Origin of the sequence: Psychromonas sp. 14N.309.X.WAT.B.A12, from assembly GCF_030397575.1 — a bacterium.
Taxonomy (GTDB): Bacteria; Pseudomonadota; Gammaproteobacteria; order Enterobacterales; family Psychromonadaceae; genus Psychromonas.
Map to the genome: position 1 here is coordinate 310,041 of NZ_JAPNXS010000003.1, position 18,900 is coordinate 328,940.

Below are 18,900 nucleotides of genomic sequence, written 5' to 3' on the forward strand. Positions count from 1 at the left end.
AAAGATTAATTACATAAAAAAAAGAGTCTTAAATATGTAATCAAATCTAGTGTAACATATTTATAACAACTTTTTGTTTAATTTTTAGTCACAGGAAATAGACTCGTTATACCTTGGAAAGTTCAGGCTTTATTATAAATCTACTTTTGATTGTCGTACTTTTATTTTATACTTTAGCGCTCACCTTCAAAAACCTATTAAAAACAAAAAATAGTCATTGGCTATTAAACTAATTGAAACTAACAATTTTACCTATTGAGATTTTTACTACATAATGCTTCTCATGGACTCGAGGAACGAGTTCAAAAAGTAAATAACCCAAACTTAATAGGAATATCAAAATGATCAATACTAAATTGAAACCATTCAACGCAAGTGCTTTTAAATCTGGTGAGTTCGTAGAAATTTCAGAAAAAGACGTACTAGGTAAATGGTCTATCTTTTTCTTCTACCCAGCTGACTTTACTTTTGTATGTCCTACTGAATTAGGTGACGTTGCTGATCACTACGAAGAATTACAAAAGCGTGGCGTAGAAGTTTTCTCTGTATCAACTGATACTCACTTCACTCACAAAGCATGGCACGACAGTTCAGAGACTATTGGTAAAATCAACTACTTCATGGTTGGTGACCAATCAGGTAACATCACAAATAACTTCAACGTTATGCGTGAAGGTCAAGGCCTTGCAGACCGTGCTACATTCCTAATCGATCCAGAAGGTACAATCCAAGCAATGGAAATCACTGCTGAAGGTATTGGCCGTGACGCTGAAGACTTACTACGTAAAGTTAAAGCTGCTCAATATGTTGCTGCTCACCCAGGTGAAGTATGTCCAGCAAAATGGAAAGAAGGTGAAGAAACTCTAGCTCCTTCTTTAGACCTAGTAGGTAAAATCTAAGTCTAAAAAGCTAAGTAACTTGTTTGTTGCTTAGCACTAAATAGACCTTAGTCTGCAAGACTGAGGTCATTTAAAAATAGATTTTTATAAAGCCTTATTGACGAGAGAGTCGATTTTTAAATTAACCAATTTGCTTACTCACGTTTTTTACTAAACGTGCACAAACACAGCTATAAAAAATTACAAAGGTGGGATTATGTTAGACCAAAATATGAAGACGCAATTAAAAGCGTACTTAGACAACTTAAAAACTGAAGTAAAACTTGTTCTTAGTCTTGATGACAGTGAAACTGCTAAAAAACTGAAAACACTGGCAACTGATATTGCATCATTGCATGATAAAGTATCTGTAGTTGAAGATCAATCTGCAAGTACTCGTAAACCAATCATGCAAGTGGTTAATCCAACGAAAAATACAGCTATCGGTTTCGCTGGTTTACCAATGGGTCACGAATTCACATCGTTAGTATTAGCATTATTGCATACTGGTGGTCACCCAATGAAAATTGATGCAGAAGTGATTGAGCAAGTACGCAACCTTGAAGGGGAGTTTAACTTTGAAGTATTCATCTCTCTAAGCTGTCAGAACTGTCCTGATGTTGTACAAGCATTAAACATGATGGCTGCAATTAACCCAAACATCAAAGCGACTATGATTGATGGTGGTGCGTTTCAAGACGAAGTTGCAGAGCGTAACATCATGGCTGTACCAAGCGTATACTTAAACGGTGAAGTATTTACACAGGGCCGTATCACATTAACTGAAATCTTAAGTAAAGTTGATACGGGGGCTGCGAAAAAACAAGCTGCGGCGTTAAATGAAAAAGAACCATATGAAGTACTCGTTGTTGGTGGTGGTCCTGCAGGTGCATCTGCAGCTATTTACGCTGCTCGTAAAGGTATTCGTACTGGTGTTGTTGCTGAACGTTTCGGCGGACAAGTAATGGATACAATGGCGATTGAAAACTTTATCTCTGTAAAAGAGACTCAAGGTCCTAAATTAGCTGCTGCTCTTGAAGAACACGTTAAAGAATACGATGTAGATATCATGAATGAGCAACGTGCTGACTCAGTTGTTGCTGCAGAAAAAACAGAAGATGGTTACATCCACGTTTCATTAGAAAGCGGTGCAACATTAAAAAGCCGTAGCGTTATCTTATCAACAGGTGCTCGTTGGAGAAAAATGAACGTACCTGGTGAACAAGAATACAGCAATAAAGGTGTTGCTTACTGTCCTCACTGTGACGGTCCATTATTCAAAGGTAAAAAAGTAGCGGTAATTGGTGGTGGTAACTCAGGTATTGAAGCGGCAATCGACCTAGCTGGTATCGTAGCGCACGTAACTGTTTTAGAGTTTGCTGATACATTACGTGCAGACCAAGTATTAGTAGATAAAGCAAACAGTATTGCTAATATCGACATTGTTAAAAGTGCACAAACAACCGAAGTGGTTGGAGATGGTACTCGTGTTACTTCACTTAAATACCTTGACCGTGTTAGCAACCAAGAACACGAAGTTGAACTATCAGGTATCTTTGTGCAAATCGGTCTAGTGCCAAACAGTGATTTCTTAAAAGATAGCGGTGTTGCTTTATCATCACGTGGTGAAATCGAAGTGAATGCAAAAGGTGAAACGTCATTACCAGGTGTATTCGCTGCAGGTGATGTAACAACGGTTCCTTACAAGCAGATTATCATTGCAATGGGTGAAGGTTCTAAGGCAAGCTTAAGTGCATTTGACCACTTAATTAGAACCCCAGCTCCAGTAACAAAAGTCGCTGAAGTCGCTTAATTTACAATAACAGTTTTTGTTATAGCCACTTAACAAAGTGGCTAATTATGACAACAGGCCAACTACTATGTAGTTGGCCTTTTTTGTTTTATATCAGTTAGACTCATTCATCGTCTTTTCGTTAATTTCCTGGCAGAAAATTAAAGAGTTAATCTTTAGAATATTTCATTTACGTCTTAAACTAAGTCATTTCTCCTGCGCAAAATTTAGAATACTTATTTAAATTGGTGTTCATCTATCCTCTTCGACGTCATTAATTCTTTAACGCTTTACTTGTTAATCACTCCAAACATAATATCAGTGCGTGTTTATAGCTAAGGCAGACTCAGTTCAAAAGTCTGGCCACAAAGAGTGCTTGTGCAATTTTAGAGTTATTTCTCTAGGTTTAGGCTTGCACTTTGATTAAAAACGAAAAATTTAGCACATAGCTGTGGTTATGATATTGTAGATAAAATGATTACTTTAAATTCAGGAGGATATTTTGAATCAGCTAATAAATATTATTATTTGTATTTTCTTACCACCACTGGCGGTATTGTTGAAGTTTGGATTAGGAAAAGATTTTCTAATTAACTTAATTTTAAGTATTTTCTTCTGGGTTCCGGGGATTATACATGCTTTATGGGTGACGACGCGTTAGGTCTAATAACTTAAGGTTAAGGTCTCGTTATAAAAATGCCTCAGTCATCTTATGGCTGAGGCATTTTTGTTTTTATATTTAGGTTTCCTATTATTTAATCGTGAACTTTACATCTGCATCGCGTAATAGGTACAAGGCAAAGCACGCAGCCCACATCGGCCAAGCTGCAAAAAACAGCAAGCTGTTAAACGGATCTGCATATTTTGCAAAAGCAGAAAGTGTTGAACCACCGTGCATTAAAAAAATCAGTCCATAAGTAAAGCGTTTCTTAATACCTGCTACAAAAGCTAATACTAAAAGCAATTGTAAGGATCCGATTAGGTAACTGATTAAGTCACTACTACCTAGTCCATAATACTTTTCAAATACCACAACTGAGTGACCGGGATTTACAAATTTATCCATGGTCCAAACAAACATAACAATGAAAACACCTAAACGCAGTGAGAATAAGCTAGTTTGTAGACGATTTATTAATACGGGGGAAATAGATTGAGACATTAAAACTTCCTTGGTTAAAAGTATCGATATATCAATAAAAAACCCAGCGTCAAGGCTGGGTTGTTATTAGTGCGATATCTTACTTAATAGTGAACTTTACATCTTCATCACGTAGTAAATAAAGTGCAAAACAAGCTGCCCACATTGGCCAAGCTGCAAAGAACAGTAGATTATTAAAGCCATCCATGTACTGGTTGTAAGCTGATAAAGTTGATGCACCATGTAAAATGAAAATTAAACCGTAAGTTAGGCGTTTTTTAATCCCACCTAAGAAAGCTAATACTAATACCAGTTGCACTGCTCCTAGTATATAAACTGCAAGTGTGCTTGAGCTTACACCGTAAAATATTTCAAATACTTTTGCACTATGAGCTGGATTCACGAATTTATCCATAGTCCACATGAACATAACGATAAACACACCTAAACGCAGTGCTAATAGAGCACATTGCAGACGACTTTTTGTATCCGTTGATAAAGCTTGTGACATTAGGTTTTCCTTAGATTTTTAAAAATTTTAGTTTGGAATTAATAAAGACCTAGCGCTATTCAATTTAATTTCACAATTTTGAAATTTAATTAGAATAAATGGGAAATCCAGTGATGATTAATAAAAGTTATATTTATTATTAAGTTATCTGCTTTGAATTATTGTTAATGGGATAGCTGACTGATTGGGTAAGTAGAGAATAGTAGTTGCGACACATAGGGGACGCAACTGATTCATATTTTGGTTAAGTCACTTTTTAAGCTACTGGTTATGAAATTATTTAACTAGATCGTGACTCAATCCCTTTCAATAAAGATTATTTATTTGGACGTTTTGATGATTGGCGACGACGGCCTTTTTGTGCTTTTTTAGGTGCATAAGCGGCATCTGAGTTAGGCACAACTAATTTAGGCTCAAATCCTTCAATCACTTCACGTTTAATAAAGTAACCTAGGTGTTGTTCAATGGCGCATAAGTTACGGAAATCATCTCGCGAGACTAATGAAATCGCTTCGCCAGCAGCCCCTGCACGACCTGTACGACCAATGCGATGTACGTAATCTTCAGCTTCATCAGGTAAATCGTAGTTGATCACGCGTTCTAAATCATCAATATCAATGCCACGTGCCGCAATACCCGTTGCCACTAAGAATTGTATTTTACCTGCTTTAAATTCCTCCATTAATTGTTCTCGCATCGCTTGGCTACGACCACTATGGAAAGATTCTGCTGCAATCTCACGCTTTTCTAGCTGGCTCACTAATTTAGCTGCACCACGTTTCGTTTCGATGAAAATCAACGCTTGTTGCCATTTATTGTCATGAATTAAATGACTTAACAATGCCGATTTAAACTCTTTATCGACGGTAATTAAATGTTGCTCAATCTTCGGCACGGTGACATTTTCAGGTGCTATTGAAATCTCAACGGCATCTGTTACTGCTGTTCTTGCAAGGAAACGGACTTGCTTTGATAGGGTTGCTGAAAATAATAGGTTTTGACGTTGCTCTGGTAACTTTTCAACCACTTTATTAATGTCGCTAATAAAGCCCATATCTAACATACGGTCAGCTTCATCGATGACTAAAATAGTGGTTTCATCAAAATGAATAGCACGGCGTGTGTACATATCCAATAAACGGCCTGGTGTAGCAACAAGTATATCTACGCCATCAATCAAGCGTTGCTTCTGTGGTTCGATGTCGATACCGCCATACATAGCCATTGAGCTAATATTGATATGTTTAGCGTAATGTTGAATGTTCTCTTCAACTTGAATAGCAAGTTCACGTGTTGGCGTCAAAATAATTGCATGAACACGTTTAGGGCGAACTATTGGCGCATCAATTAATTTTTGTAAAATAGGTAATACAAAGCTGGCTGTTTTACCGGTTCCTGTTTGTGCTGCTGCAATGACATTCTTGCCTGCTAACACTTTAGGAATTGCCTTTTCTTGAATAGGCGTTGGTGCTTGGTAACCTTGCTCGGTGACTGCTTGTACAATTGGATCGCTTAATCCAAGGGATGAAAATGACATAAATTTCTCTAATTAAAACGATAATGGCCAGTTAAACTGACCATTATAGGGTTATATTCTGTTGAATAACGGTGATTGATTCATTGAACCATCTCACCGTCTCCACTAATAGGTGATTAAGCTAATTTCTTAGCTTCTTCCTGACTTGCTAGGTATTCGTTGTATGTACCTTGGAAATCAATAACTTGTTTATCTTTAATATCGATAATACGTGTTGCTAATGACGATACAAATTCACGGTCATGACTCACAAAAATCAAGGTACCTTTAAATTCTTTTAGGGCATTATTTAAAGCATCAATAGCTTCTAAGTCCATGTGATTAGTAGGTTCATCCATCACTAATACATTGACGTCTTGCATCATTAATTTACCAAATAACAGACGGTTTTTCTCACCACCTGAACAGTTACGTGCTTTTTTGTTAGCGTCATCATCAGTAAAGAGTAGACGCCCTAAAATACCGCGCACCATTAAATCGTTATGTTTGCTTGTACGCCATTGACCCATCCAATCCATCAAGGTCAGATCGTTGTTAAAGTCTTTTGAGCTATCTTGAGGACAGTAACCGATAGAGGCATTTTCAGACCACTTAACCACACCTTCGTTATGTTGTAAGTCATTCACTAAACAACGCATAAAGGTAGTTTTACCGACACCATTCTCACCAATAATTGCCAGTTTAGCTCCAGCTTCTAAAATGATATCACCACCGCTAAATAATGGCCCTTCATCAAAGCCATGGCCTAAGCCTTCTAATACTAGTGCTTGGCGATGCATTTTTTTACCTTCGTCAAAAGATAGAGAAGGATGCAGACGGCTGGTTGCCTTCACTTCATCAAGCTTGATTTTATCCATTTTCTTAGCACGTGAACTTGCTTGTTTCGCTTTAGACGCATTAGCACCAAAACGGTTTACAAAGTCTTGTAGTTCATCTATCTCAGCGCTTTTCTTAGCATTCTCAGATAATAGTTGCTCACGGATTAATGACGATGCTTCCAGGAAGTATTCATAGTTACCTGGGTAAATACGTAATTCACCGTAATCGATATCTGCCATGTGTGTACAAACTGAGTTTAAGAAATGACGGTCATGCGAGATGATAATCATAGTACAACGGCGTTTGTTTAACTCGTCAGACAACCAGTTGATAGTATTAATATCCAAGTTATTGGTTGGCTCATCCAGTAATAGTAAATCTGGGTTAGCGAATAATGCTTGTGCTAATAACACACGCAGTTTCCAACCTGGCGCAACTTGCTTCATTAAACCAAAATGAAACTCTTCTTCAATACCTGCTGCTAAAAGGATATCACCAGCACGACTTTCTGCCGTATAACCGTCCATTTCAGCAAACTCACTTTCTAGTTCGCCCACTTTCATGCCATCTTCTTCTGACATCTCTGGCAAGCTATAGATGCGGTCACGCTCTTGTTTGACTTTCCACAGCTCTTTATCACCCATGATCACCGCGTCAATAACAGTGTATTCTTCAAAGGCAAATTGATCCTGACTTAGGGTACCCATTCTTATGCCGGGATCTAAAGAAACATTACCAGCGCTTGGCTCTTGTGCGCCAGTTAGGATTTTCATGAAGGTTGATTTTCCGCAGCCATTTGCACCAATTAAACCGTAACGGTTGTAGTTACCAAATTTGGCAGAAATGTTTTCAAATAAAGGCTCAGCGCCAAATTGCATTGTAATGTTTGCGGTAGATATCAAAATCAAGATTCCATCAGTTAAGAGTAGCGTGATACGCAAAATAGCATTATCAAGCTACAGAAATATTTAGGTCGGGCAGTATACAGATTAAGCAGCGAAAATATCGAATTATGTGATGAAAAGCAGCGTTTTTTTGGTTTATTTTTAATCAGCTTTATTTATACCTTCGTGATTAAAAATAAATGCACGCTTTTATTTTAGGAGTACTTTTATTTTTAGCTTGTTAATAGGTGTCTCTAACCGCTTAATGTAGTTGTTTTTATGGCGTTTAAATATGTTTTATGGAACACAAGTTTTTTGCTGAAAAACTGATATCCAATCAAAAGAGAAATATCTTTATGTTTTGAGTGATGGGGATATTTGTCCCCTTTTGTGTTGGGTTTTGTTTTAATGTCTATGCGGACAGTATCCTGTTGGAAAAATCCGAAATCATCATAACTGAAGAGTATATCACTATTAACCAAGGGCTGATTAAAGCTGCAGGGGGAGATTTTTAGCGAAATAGAGTCAATATATTGGGTGAAAAAAGACAGTGTATTATTAGCCTTAAGGTCAGATAAAAAGTTTATGCTTGGCTCATTATCCGACCATTGATTTGAAACGGTAATACAGCACTCGAAAATACTGTTGCTGCTAATGGTTAACGCTCATTTATCTTTATTGGTTTTTTTGTAGTGGCTGGGTACTTAGCTTGATTGGTGTGTGGCCTATCAAAAAACACGATCTTGTTGGGCCTAGATGACCGCTATGATTGGACTTTTTATTTATACCCCATTTATCTATATTTCATAGGTTTAGCGAGGATATTGGAGTTGCATAGTGCTCATAAAGAAAGAGATGAGAAAGCTTTTTTGAAAGAGTTGCTGCAAAAAGAGCCACAAAATGCAATGCAATAGACAATAGACAATTGAAAATGTTAATAAAATAAGGAGCTAAACATAAACTGTTATAAGTATAGCTCCTTACCTTTATTTACAGTCCTTGCTGATATTGTGCATTGGTCGACACAGGAATTAAATTTGTCACAGTGACTTCTGCTTGTTGATCGCCTGCTAAGAAATCTTCAAAGTATTTAATTAACTCCGCCTTATCTTGTTTCTCTTTTGAACCTGAACCTATATCCGTTAGGTCAATAAAGAATTCATCAAATAAGTTTGAGAAGTCTTTAATTGCTTCAAAGTTTAAGAATTGTTCATGGTTGTAAATACTTGGATAACCACCTAGTTGCTTATCAACAGCAAAAGAGATGCCTTTAACGTTAGTGATCGTTGTGGCTTTTTGACATTTCAACATACAACCATCTTCGATACTAGGTTTGTTACATCCAACGGTTTGTTGGAAGAAACATTGGCGACTAGTCATCATCAAAATAGGGTGGTAAATACTGTATAACATTTTGAAGTTAGCTGGACGTTTGATGTTTTTAATTTGATTACGGTTAATCTCATTTGAGATAAATGCACCTGCACAGTTTAGCTCTTCTTGCATAGTTAATAGTGCGTAAGAGTTAGTGGTGTTTAAAAATGGACCTGCTATCCATTCAATACCCATTTCAAAGGCTTTATAAGCAATACCTGTATTGTTAGTAACAATACGATTTGGCTTTAACTCTTCTAAAATACGTACGGCTTCGATGTAATCTTTACCGATCAATACTGCTGGGAACCAAGGAATAAAGCGCGGGTTACGTGCTAAAATATCACGTTGTTTATTACAGCGTTTTTTAAAGCTTTCAGGTAGTTTAAAGTAAATATCAGCCTCGGTTAGATCGCCAAGGTAGGCATCTTTTTCATCGCTGATCAACATTGATAGGGTTGGTTTTTCATTGAGTTTTGGGTGCGATGTTAATGTTGGGATAGTTACAGCAGGAATAACTTCCTTTTCACCATTAAGGTAATAAGCGACTTTATTTTTAACATCGGTTAACTCTTTAAATGGGATAGTTAAGCCTGCATCCAATTCTGAAAAGTCAAACTCGGCAACATTATAACGGCTGTTTTTGAAGCTTTTAAAGCGTTTTGCAATGGCTTCCTCTGTGACTGCAGATTGCTCAGATTTAATCAGATTAGAACTTGATTCTACGACCATGGTTTTTTGGTCTATAACAATTGTTACTGTGAATGGTTTGTTTAACTGTCCTGAAAAGCGCAGTGATAGATCACTTTTATCAATGTTTAAGGTAGCAACTTTTGCTGCTACTTCATCTACTATTTTATTTTTGTCGTCACGAAGCATGTCTTGCGCTTCTTGGATTTGTACAACAGAGATGGCATTACTCTTTTCATTGGCATGGCTAAAGCTGTTATCGCGTGGGTTATCGATAAACATATCTTTGGTTAAGTTGCCTTTTAAGAAAGAGTTAGTGAAGTCACGATTAAATACTTTATATAACGCAGAATCATCAGCTAGTAATTTACCCGTATCAACAAATTGGTTGATCTGCTGGCGCCAGCTATCAACAACGGTATGTACGTATTGTGCCCCTTTAATACGCCCTTCAATTTTTAGCGAATCGACACCTGCATCAACTAACTCAGGTAAGTCGAACCAAGCTGAATTATCTTTTAAATTAAGCGGGTACTTGTTACCTGCATTGGTTTCTTCATATTCATCACGGCAAGCTTGACTACAACGGCCACGGTTACCAGAGTTACCAACACTTACTGAGCTTGAATAACATTGCCCTGAAAAGGCAATACATAATGCGCCATGAACAAACACTTCCGTTAATACATCATTATCGTGTGCTAATGCGGTAAGGCTTTTGATTTCAGACAGATTTAATTCACGTGATAAATTGGCACGTGTTGCTCCAATTTTAGCCAGGAACAGTACTTGACCTTCATTATGTGTGGTGAGCTGAGTAGAAGCATGAATATGTAGGCTTGGAAAGAATTTTTTAACTAAGTTAAATAAGCCAAGATCTTGCACAATGATCCCATCAATACCGGTATTAACTAATTGATTTAATAGCTTGGTTAATGCTGGCAATTCATGCTCTAAAATAACAATATTTAAGGTCAGAAAAACTTCACATTGGTATTCATGTGCTAATTTAATTATTCCGACTAGCTCATCAAAAGATAGGTTTGCAGCACGGTTACGAGCATTAAAAATATCTAAGCCACAGTAGATGGCATTAGCTCCCGCGATAATGGCTGCTTTAATGGCATCAACATCACCACCTGGGGCTAACAATTCAATTTTTCTACTCATTTTATTCACCGTCTGTTTAATATATTACTTTGGGCTGGAGTTTACCTTTATATCACTACATTTACTATGGCATTAGATTGTAAGGGAGTTTGAAGCGGCTTTTACCCGGCTCCATATGTCGCAACATTTTAATTAATTCGCCATTTTAAATATTGGCGGGCGTTGTAAATAAATTAATGCTTTAAATTGTTATTTTTCTACGTTTATCTACTTTTTATTTTTATTTTTCTACTACAATATAGGTATTAATGGATGAAAAGTAATAACAGCAAGGAGAAGTACATTGTTAAATACTATAGGTAGAAGTATTAGAATTAAATTATCATTATCCATCGGGTTAGTGTTTATCTCTTTAATTCTAGTCGTTGTCGCTTACAACTCAGTCACCTCTAAGTTAACTGACGGTATTGAAACGGAAGGGCATCGTTTTATTCCGGCTTTATCGCTAGCTCTCAATGCCGATAGAGATCTTTATCAAGCTTATGTCGCACAACTCGAATATTTACATGAAAATGATCCTGCATTTAAAAAAGATTTTGAAGAAAATGCTCTGCAAACAACAGACAAAATGCAAGAGTATCGTGCGTTATTAGTAGGCTACCCTGAGATCATTGATAAATTGACAGGTTTTGATGAGAGTTATTCCATTTGGAAAAAAGATTCGGATGAATACTTTCAATTATTTGAGCAGGGTAAAAAAGCGGAAGCGGAAGCGTTATTATTTACAGTTAATCGACAACATTTTTCTGAACTAAGAGACATACTTGATACCGCTGGAGAGCTGCTTTATAAAGAGTCTCAAGTTACTATTGATAAGGTTAACGCAGAAGTTGAGAGTGATAAATTTTGGTTACTGTGTTTTATTATTTTTGTCGTTATTGTATCGGCGGTATTAACCTACCTAGTACCAAAAGTGCTAGTAGATGGTATTGATGATTTAACTACACGTATTAAGCAAATTCGTGAAGGAGATGGTGATTTAACTCAACGCATCTCTTCTCAAAGGAAAGATGAGTTAGGTGAGCTTGCTAATGAATTCGATTTCTTTGTTGATAAGTTACAGCACCTAATTACATTAATTAAAGAAAATAGTATTTCATTAAATAGTAATGCAAAAGGGCTAAGAGACATGTCTGTTTCTAGTAAAGACCTAAATGTATCACAACATCAAAAAATTGAAGCCATTGCAACAGCGGTTAACCAATTCAGTGCTTCTGTTCGCGAAGTAGCTGAAAATACTTTAAATGCATCAACAGCAACCAACGAAACGACTGAAATGACCAACAATGGTATGGTATTAATTGACCAGTCTGTGCAAGATGTGAAAGAACTATCACAGTCAATACAACGTGCCAATGACGATATAACAACACTCACTGAAGAGTCGAATAATATTGCGGTGGTGTTGGATGTTATTCGTAATATTGCAGATCAAACCAACTTATTGGCATTAAATGCTGCTATTGAAGCTGCCCGAGCTGGTGAACATGGTCGAGGGTTTGCGGTAGTAGCCGATGAAGTTCGTTCATTAGCAAGTAAAACGCAGCAGTCTACTAATGAAATCCAACAGATGATTGATAAGTTGCAGGCCGGTGTGAAAAATGCAGTTGTGTCCATCGAGGATGGTTTTGATAAAGTACATCGTAATGTAAAATCCACTGAACAAACTCAAACGATGTTTGAAAATATCAAAGATTCAACTAATTTAATTAGTGATATGGTCGCTCAAATTGCTACAGCTACTGAGCAGCAAGGTAATGTATCTGAAGATATTAATAGTAATTTAATAAACGTGAGTGATCAAAATAGAGAAAGTTTAGATGTTTCTGAAAATGTTTATAACGCATCAATTGAGCTAAATGAGTTGTCTGAGCAATTAAGTGAAAATGTTATTCAGTTTAAAGTGAATTAAGCTTGTTTAAACCTTATTTAATTATATCTATTATTTTAGTCATTGTTTGTTATTGGAGTTTAGGGCTAAACTAAGATTTCGCCCAACCCATCTATTATATTATTAAATAGATGGGTTACTTTCTTCATCTAAAGGAAAAAAATATGATTCAAGTAGGCCAAAAATTACCATCTGCAAATTTAAGCCAATTAACTGCTGATGGTATGCAAACTCATGATGTTAATGAATTATTTGCCGGTAAAAAGGTAGTGTTATTTGCTGTGCCGGGGGCATTTACACCAACTTGTTCAGAAGCGCATTTACCAGGTTATGTGGTACTTGCTGATAAGTTGCAAGCAAAAGGCGTGGATTTAATTGCTTGTGTGGCTGTTAATGATGCTTTTGTCATGAAAGCGTGGGGCGAAGTGCATAATGCCTCTGAACTTTTAATGCTAGGTGATGGCGATGCGAGTTTCACAGTAGCGTTAGGTTTAGACAAAGACACTGCAGGTTTTGGTGGCGTTCGTTCACAACGTTATGCAATGATTATTGAAGATGGTGTTGTAACTACATTAAATGTTGAAGAAGCTGGTGAATTTGAAGCGAGTAAAGCTGAAACAATTTTAGCTGCCTTATAGTGATTAATATCATGCTGTACGCGGGAGCTTACAGCATGATTGTTTAATGGCAGATTGGAAGTCTGTGTACTAAAAGTCAATGTAAGCGCTTAAATCAGGGAAGTAACAGACAATCTCAACACCTTCTTTCTTAGCTTGTTCAAATAGGGCTGTATATTTTTTATCTATAAAGCTTGCTGGCTGGACGTTTTTGATACCCGAATGTAATACTGCAAATAATAATACACTACGGTAACCTTGTTGTTTCATTTCAATTAATTCTCTGAGGTGTTTTTGCCCTCGCGTCGTAATCGCATCTGGAAAGTAACCATCTCCAGGTTGAATACGTTCATCTAATAAGGTGCAACTTTTTACTTCTACATAACAGTCTACTTTTTCTGTATCAGTTAAAAGAAAATCGATTCGGCTATTTTCTTCTCCATATTTAACCTCGGCTTTACAGTCTTGGTAATCAAGTAATTCTGGAATGAGATCTTGTGCAATTGCTTCAGCAACCAAGGTGTTAGCTTTAGCGGTATTAACACATATTAAGTGCTTTGCTGGTGTTAGTGTAAATTCCCAGGTGTGTTGGTATTTACGTTTTTTATTCTCTGAAGTGCTGTAAAAAATAGTATCGCCTGGTTGGCCACAACCTGTCATCGCACCAGTGTTTGCACAATAAATGGTTGTTTCTGACCCGTCCATTAAGGTGACATCAGCTAAAAATCGTTTGTAACGTTTAATCAAAGTCGCCTTTTGCATGGGGGTATTAAATAGCATTATTGTCATTTCCTAACAGTTTAGTAACAAGTTTGTGATTATCTATTTACTATTTAAATGATAATCATTACCATATGTTGGTTTTAATTTACTGGCACAGGGTATTATACCGATTACAGTTGATAAGTGATTAGTATTATTGTGACTTAATAAATCATGTAACGGATAACATGGAGTGATTGATAATGTCTATTCAAATCGAGATCGGCAAAGAAAAGCTAATGGAATTATTTGAGTTAGGTGTACTTTGCGCTGCTGATTTCCGCTGCCTTACCGCAGACTCAAAACAAACCGTTTCTAAGCTTTGTTTGACTAGTTGCTCTAAGCGCTTACAAACCGCAGCGGCGACTATTCCAATCTCTATTCATAAACAAACACATTAATGCGTCATTGATAGCCATAATAGGGCTAAACTAATCCCTATTTAATCTATTTATGCGATTACATTTTTTAAACAGATCACGTAAACTACGCGCTTATTTTTATGCTCAATGTCAGGTGAATCATGATACGTCTCAACCAAGTTAAATTACCGCTGGATCACAATCAAGATGCGTTACAGCAGTTTGTATTAACAAAGCTCAATATTACAGAGCAACAGTTGGTTAATATTCATGTTTTTAAACGTGGCTATGATGCGCGTAAAAAGAATCAAATCACCTTAATTTATACCTTAGATATCACTTTAACCGATGTTGATGAAGCGGCATTATTAGCAGATTTTTCAACGGATCAGAATGTTCGTATTTCACCTAATACCGATTACCAATATGTAGCATCAGCACCAGCAAATTTACAAGAGCGCCCACTTGTTATTGGTATGGGGCCTTGTGGCTTATTTGTTGCGTTGATCTTAGCGCAAATGGGTTTTAAACCGATTGTACTTGAACGTGGTAAATCAGTGCATGAGCGTGCTAAAGACACGTTCCGTTTTTGGCGTACTAGTGAATTAAATACTGAGTCAAATGTGCAATTTGGTGAAGGCGGTGCAGGGACATTTTCTGATGGTAAGTTATATAGCCAAGTGAAAGATCCTGGTTTTAAAGGCTTAAAAGTTAAACAAGAATTTGTTGCTGCTGGTGCACCTGCAGAGATTATCTATGTAAGTAAACCACATATCGGTACTTACAAATTAGTGACCATGGTTGAGAAAATGCGTCGTAAGATAATCGAATTAGGCGGTGAAATTCGCTTTGAAACACGTGTTGAAGAGATCAATATGGAAGAGCAGGGTGAGCATAAACAAGTAACAGGTGTAACTTTACATAACGGAGAGGTTATTAATTCCCGCTATGTGGTTGCAGCGGTGGGGCACAGTGCCCGCGATACTTTCCAAATGTTGCACGATAAAGGTGTTTACATGGAAGCTCAATCATTCTCTATCGGGTTCCGAATTGAACATAAACAAGAGATGATTGACCAAGCTCGCTTTGGTATTAATGCGGGTCATCCTATTCTTGGTGCTGCTGATTATAAACTAGTACACCACTGTAAAAATGGTCGTAGTGTATATAGTTTCTGTATGTGCCCAGGTGGCGTAGTGGTTGCTGCAACCTCTGAAGAACACGCCGTAGTTACAAATGGTATGAGTCAATACTCACGGAGCGAGCGTAATGCAAACAGTGCAATTGTTGTGGGTATTTCTCCTGAAGATTTCAATAACGATCCGCTACAGGGTGTAGCTTTACAGCGTAAATTAGAGCGTCATGCTTATGTGATGGGCGGCAGTAATTATGATGCACCAGCACAGATGGTAGGTGACTTCTTAGCCGCTGGTAAAGGCAAACCTTTTGAGAATGTTGAACCGTCATACAAGCCGAATGTAAAAATGACCGATTTGAGTGAGGCTTTACCGGAGTTTGCTATTGATGCGATTCGTGAAGCATTACCTGCTTTTGCAAAGAAAATTCGTGGTTTTGATATTAAAGACGCAATGTTAACCGGCGTGGAAACGCGTACCTCATCACCTGTACAAATTAAACGCGGTGCCGATTTCCAAAGCTTAAACACTCAAGGTTTATACCCTGGTGGTGAAGGTGCTGGATATGCTGGTGGTATTTTATCTGCGGGTATTGACGGAATTAAAATTGCTGAAGCGGTCGCATTAAAAATGTTAGCAGACCTCGCTGACTAGGCAAATTAAGCAACAACACTAATGAGTAGTAACAGGCGTTGCTACTCATTTACATTTTATTCCCACCTTCATTTTTAAAATGCCCTGTACATTTTTACTTCCCTCTTAAAAACCTGTATATCTATTAACCTTTATTTTTCATAAGAAAAATCCAATACCGATTATATTAACAAGCAAAATAGATTAGTTAATTAATGTGATTGGTATAACAACCGTCGAATTAAGGAACTCAAATGAAAATTGTTTTATTAGATGCACTCACGTTAGGTGATAGTGACTTATCTGTATTTGATACATTAGGAGAGTTAACGGTTTATCAAACAACCGATGCAAAACAAACTGTCGAAAGGTTAGTGGGGCAAGAAGTGATCATTACTAATAAAGTTGTGATCACAGCGCAGCATATGGCTGATAACCCACAATTAAAGTTAATTTGTATTTCAGCAACGGGTACTAACAATGTTGATTTAGAAGCAGCAAACGCAGCTGGTATCGAGGTCAAAAATGTTTCTGGGTATTCTACCGAGAGTGTTAGCCAAGCAACTTTTTCTTTGTTGTTTCAATTGATACATCAAAGCCGTTACTATGATCAATATATTACTGAGAAAAAATGGTGCGAAAGCCCGGTGTTTACTCATATAGAACGCTCTTTTTTTGAAATAAAAGGCAAGCATTGGGGGGTTATTGCAATGGGTGAAATCGGCCAGCGAGTTGCGCAATTAGCGAGTGCTTTCGGTTGTGATGTTTGCTATTACTCAACATCGGGAAAGAACAGCCAGCAATCGATTCCACAGGTTGATTTGCAAACGCTATTGAGTGAATGTGATGTTATCTCTATTCATGCGCCCCTTAATGCTCAAACAGAAAATTTGATTGGAGCAGAGGAGCTACAACAGTTAAAACCGGGTGCAATTATATTGAATTTAGGCCGTGGTGGTATTATTGATGAAAGTGCGATGGCAACAGCTTTAGATACGCAAGATATTTATCATGGTACTGATGTCCTAGCGGTAGAGCCGATGCTCGCAGAGCACCCTTATTTTTCTGTCAAAGCTGAACATCGCTTGGTCGTTACACCACACACTGCATGGGCAAGTGTTGAAGCACGTGCTAGCTTAATTGAAAAGGTAGCTAATAATATTCGCACGTTTAGCGTTTAACTAAAGTTAAGCTTAGCCTGAAACTAAAAAGGCCCGATTTTATAACTTATAAAATCGGGCCTTTTATTATGTATTAAGCATTCACTAACATTAAGTGGGTGCTATTTTCGCTATTTAACCAGGGAAGAAGATTAATTTAATTAAGAATAAGATAGCTAGGAACCACACACTCAAACTTAAGTCTTTTGCTTTACCACTGGCAATTTTGATTGCTGCATAAGCAATAAAACCAATAGAAATACCGTTAGCAATAGAGAAGGTTAGTGGCATCATGATCGCAATAATTACTACTGGTGCCGCCTCAGTAATATCATCCCAGTTGATGCTTTTAAGACCGCCAACCATTAACACTGCAACGTATAATAGTGCTCCTGCAGTCGCGTAAGCAGGTACCATTCCAGCTAATGGTGCAAAAAATAACGCTAATAAGAATAACACACCAACAACAACAGCTGTTAAACCAGTGCGGCCACCTTCAGCAACACCTGCCACACTTTCAATGTAACTTGTTGTTGTTGATGTACCTAATACTGAACCTGCCATTGATGCACCACTATCTGCTAGTAGAGCACGATTTAAACGAGGAAGGTTACCATCTTTATCTAGTAGTTTTGCTTTATCAGCAACTGCAATTAAAGTCCCTGAAGTATCAAATAGGTCAACGAATAGGAAGGCAAATACAATGCTGATCATGCCTACGTTAAACGCACCTGCAATATCCATCTGCATAAAGGTAGGTGCAATACTTGGTGGCATAGATACAATACCTGCATATTGTACGTCACCCATAATTAGACTGATGATTGTCACTAGTAAAATGGCTATCATTACACCGCCTTTAACGCGGAAATGAGCAAGTGCAATCGTAGCAATAAATGCTAATGAAGCCAGTGCTGCTGGTAATGCAGTAATATCACCTAAACTTACTAAAGTTGCTGGATTACCTACTACGATGCCGGCATTCTTTAAGGCAATTAACGCTAAGAATAAACCGATACCGGCTGCAATACCTTTGCGCATTGGTAATGGAATTGAGTTGATGATCCACTCTCGGATCTTGAATAAACTTAACAATGTGAAACACACGCCTGATAAGAATACTGCACCTAGTGCAACTTCCCAGCTGTAGCCCATGTGTAGCACTACCACGTATGAAAAGAATGCGTTTAAGCCCATACCTGGTGCTAAAGCAACTGGGTAATTAGCGTATAATCCCATAATAAAACAGCCTACCGCAGCAGCCAAACAAGTTGCTACAAATACTGCGCCTGAATCCATTCCTGTTGCAGATAGCATTGATGGGTTAACAAAGATGATGTAAGCCATGGTTAAGAAGGTCGTGAAACCTGCAACAATTTCTGTTTTAACATTACTGTTGTTTTCGGTCAGTTTAAATAATTTTTCTAACATAATTTTTCCGTTACTAGCAGGTGTAGAGGTCTGGTTCCGTGAGACCTACAAGATTAAAGATTGAGTGTAAATTTTGGTAAGCGAGTAGAATAACTGATTTTAATGTGAGTGT

15 protein-coding genes are annotated in these 18,900 nt (G+C 37.4%); 8 read left to right on the forward strand and 7 right to left on the reverse strand.

What is annotated here, in order from left to right; translation table 11 throughout:
• Positions 1-335: 335 nt before the first annotated feature.
• The 3 genes from ahpC to OW492_RS06300 all read left to right on the forward strand — a co-directional run bounded on the left by ahpC (position 336) and on the right by OW492_RS06300 (position 3,331).
• Positions 336-899: an alkyl hydroperoxide reductase subunit C gene (ahpC, locus tag OW492_RS06290; protein WP_290039120.1), complete on the forward strand. Its 564-nt coding sequence runs from the start codon at positions 336-338 to the stop codon at positions 897-899.
• 196 nt (positions 900-1,095) lie between these two features.
• Positions 1,096-2,691, forward strand: a complete 1,596-nt coding sequence (ahpF, locus tag OW492_RS06295) for an alkyl hydroperoxide reductase subunit F (protein WP_290039078.1) — start codon at positions 1,096-1,098, stop codon at positions 2,689-2,691.
• A 481-nt stretch (positions 2,692-3,172) separates the two neighbouring features.
• Positions 3,173-3,331 carry a YqaE/Pmp3 family membrane protein gene (locus tag OW492_RS06300; RefSeq protein ID WP_113818064.1) on the forward strand — a complete coding sequence of 53 codons (159 nt, stop codon included), beginning with the start codon at positions 3,173-3,175 and terminating at the stop codon, positions 3,329-3,331.
• 90 nt (positions 3,332-3,421) lie between these two features.
• Here the strand turns inward: OW492_RS06300 and OW492_RS06305 are convergent, their stop codons facing one another.
• The 5 genes from OW492_RS06305 to OW492_RS06325 form a co-directional block, all read right to left on the reverse strand.
• Positions 3,422-3,832, reverse strand: a complete 411-nt coding sequence (locus tag OW492_RS06305; protein WP_290039079.1) for a hypothetical protein — start codon at positions 3,830-3,832, stop codon at positions 3,422-3,424.
• 79 nt (positions 3,833-3,911) lie between these two features.
• The gene (locus OW492_RS06310) at positions 3,912-4,322 is read right to left on the reverse strand and encodes a hypothetical protein (RefSeq protein ID WP_290039080.1); all 411 of its coding nucleotides are present in this window, start codon (positions 4,320-4,322) and stop codon (positions 3,912-3,914) included.
• A 316-nt stretch (positions 4,323-4,638) separates the two neighbouring features.
• Positions 4,639-5,859: a DEAD/DEAH box helicase gene (locus tag OW492_RS06315; RefSeq protein ID WP_290039081.1), complete on the reverse strand. Its 1,221-nt coding sequence runs from the start codon at positions 5,857-5,859 to the stop codon at positions 4,639-4,641.
• 116 nt (positions 5,860-5,975) lie between these two features.
• Complete coding sequence (locus OW492_RS06320; protein ID WP_290039082.1) at positions 5,976-7,580, reverse strand: ABC-F family ATPase; 1,605 nt, start codon at positions 7,578-7,580, stop codon at positions 5,976-5,978.
• Between the two features lie 972 nt (positions 7,581-8,552).
• Positions 8,553-10,796, reverse strand: a complete 2,244-nt coding sequence (locus OW492_RS06325) for a peptidase U32 family protein (protein WP_290039083.1) — start codon at positions 10,794-10,796, stop codon at positions 8,553-8,555.
• Positions 10,797-11,079: 283 nt separating this feature from the next.
• On the opposite strand from OW492_RS06325, the gene OW492_RS06330 reads away from it, so the two are divergent.
• On the forward strand, positions 11,080-12,708 hold the full coding sequence (locus OW492_RS06330) for a methyl-accepting chemotaxis protein (RefSeq protein WP_290039084.1): 1,629 nt from the start codon (positions 11,080-11,082) through the stop codon (positions 12,706-12,708).
• Positions 12,709-12,851: 143 nt separating this feature from the next.
• Complete coding sequence (locus OW492_RS06335) at positions 12,852-13,325, forward strand: peroxiredoxin (RefSeq protein ID WP_290039085.1); 474 nt, start codon at positions 12,852-12,854, stop codon at positions 13,323-13,325.
• A gap of 69 nt (positions 13,326-13,394) precedes the next feature.
• Here the strand turns inward: OW492_RS06335 and sfsA are convergent, their stop codons facing one another.
• The gene (gene sfsA / locus OW492_RS06340; RefSeq protein WP_290039086.1) at positions 13,395-14,084 is read right to left on the reverse strand and encodes a DNA/RNA nuclease SfsA; all 690 of its coding nucleotides are present in this window, start codon (positions 14,082-14,084) and stop codon (positions 13,395-13,397) included.
• 185 nt (positions 14,085-14,269) lie between these two features.
• On the opposite strand from sfsA, the gene OW492_RS06345 reads away from it, so the two are divergent.
• From OW492_RS06345 to OW492_RS06355, 3 genes are all read left to right on the forward strand, one after another.
• On the forward strand, positions 14,270-14,467 hold the full coding sequence (locus OW492_RS06345) for a hypothetical protein (protein WP_290039087.1): 198 nt from the start codon (positions 14,270-14,272) through the stop codon (positions 14,465-14,467).
• 122 nt (positions 14,468-14,589) lie between these two features.
• Entirely contained in the window at positions 14,590-16,218 is a 1,629-nt protein-coding gene (locus OW492_RS06350) for an NAD(P)/FAD-dependent oxidoreductase (RefSeq protein WP_290039088.1), read from the forward strand.
• 233 nt (positions 16,219-16,451) lie between these two features.
• Positions 16,452-17,378, forward strand: coding sequence for a D-2-hydroxyacid dehydrogenase (locus tag OW492_RS06355; protein WP_290039089.1), 927 nt, complete (start codon positions 16,452-16,454; stop codon positions 17,376-17,378).
• Positions 17,379-17,492: 114 nt separating this feature from the next.
• Here the strand turns inward: OW492_RS06355 and OW492_RS06360 are convergent, their stop codons facing one another.
• Positions 17,493-18,788, reverse strand: coding sequence for an NCS2 family permease (locus tag OW492_RS06360; RefSeq protein ID WP_290039090.1), 1,296 nt, complete (start codon positions 18,786-18,788; stop codon positions 17,493-17,495).
• Positions 18,789-18,900: the final 112 nt, after the last annotated feature.

What these genes read in the sequence shown, in the direction of transcription:
- OW492_RS06305 (WP_290039079.1), bottom strand. Translation starts at nt 3,832, where the DNA reads ATGTCTCAATCTATTTCCCCCGTATTAATAAATCGTCTACAAACTAGC.
- OW492_RS06355 (WP_290039089.1), top strand. Translation starts at nt 16,452, where the DNA reads ATGAAAATTGTTTTATTAGATGCACTCACGTTAGGTGATAGTGACTTA.
- OW492_RS06360 (WP_290039090.1), bottom strand. Translation starts at nt 18,788, where the DNA reads ATGTTAGAAAAATTATTTAAACTGACCGAAAACAACAGTAATGTTAAA.
- OW492_RS06345 (WP_290039087.1), top strand. Translation starts at nt 14,270, where the DNA reads ATGTCTATTCAAATCGAGATCGGCAAAGAAAAGCTAATGGAATTATTT.
- OW492_RS06325 (WP_290039083.1), bottom strand. Translation starts at nt 10,796, where the DNA reads ATGAGTAGAAAAATTGAATTGTTAGCCCCAGGTGGTGATGTTGATGCC.
- OW492_RS06310 (WP_290039080.1), bottom strand. Translation starts at nt 4,322, where the DNA reads ATGTCACAAGCTTTATCAACGGATACAAAAAGTCGTCTGCAATGTGCT.
- sfsA (WP_290039086.1), bottom strand. Translation starts at nt 14,084, where the DNA reads ATGCTATTTAATACCCCCATGCAAAAGGCGACTTTGATTAAACGTTAC.
- OW492_RS06335 (WP_290039085.1), top strand. Translation starts at nt 12,852, where the DNA reads ATGATTCAAGTAGGCCAAAAATTACCATCTGCAAATTTAAGCCAATTA.
- OW492_RS06315 (WP_290039081.1), bottom strand. Translation starts at nt 5,859, where the DNA reads ATGTCATTTTCATCCCTTGGATTAAGCGATCCAATTGTACAAGCAGTC.
- OW492_RS06350 (WP_290039088.1), top strand. Translation starts at nt 14,590, where the DNA reads ATGATACGTCTCAACCAAGTTAAATTACCGCTGGATCACAATCAAGAT.
- ahpF (WP_290039078.1), top strand. Translation starts at nt 1,096, where the DNA reads ATGTTAGACCAAAATATGAAGACGCAATTAAAAGCGTACTTAGACAAC.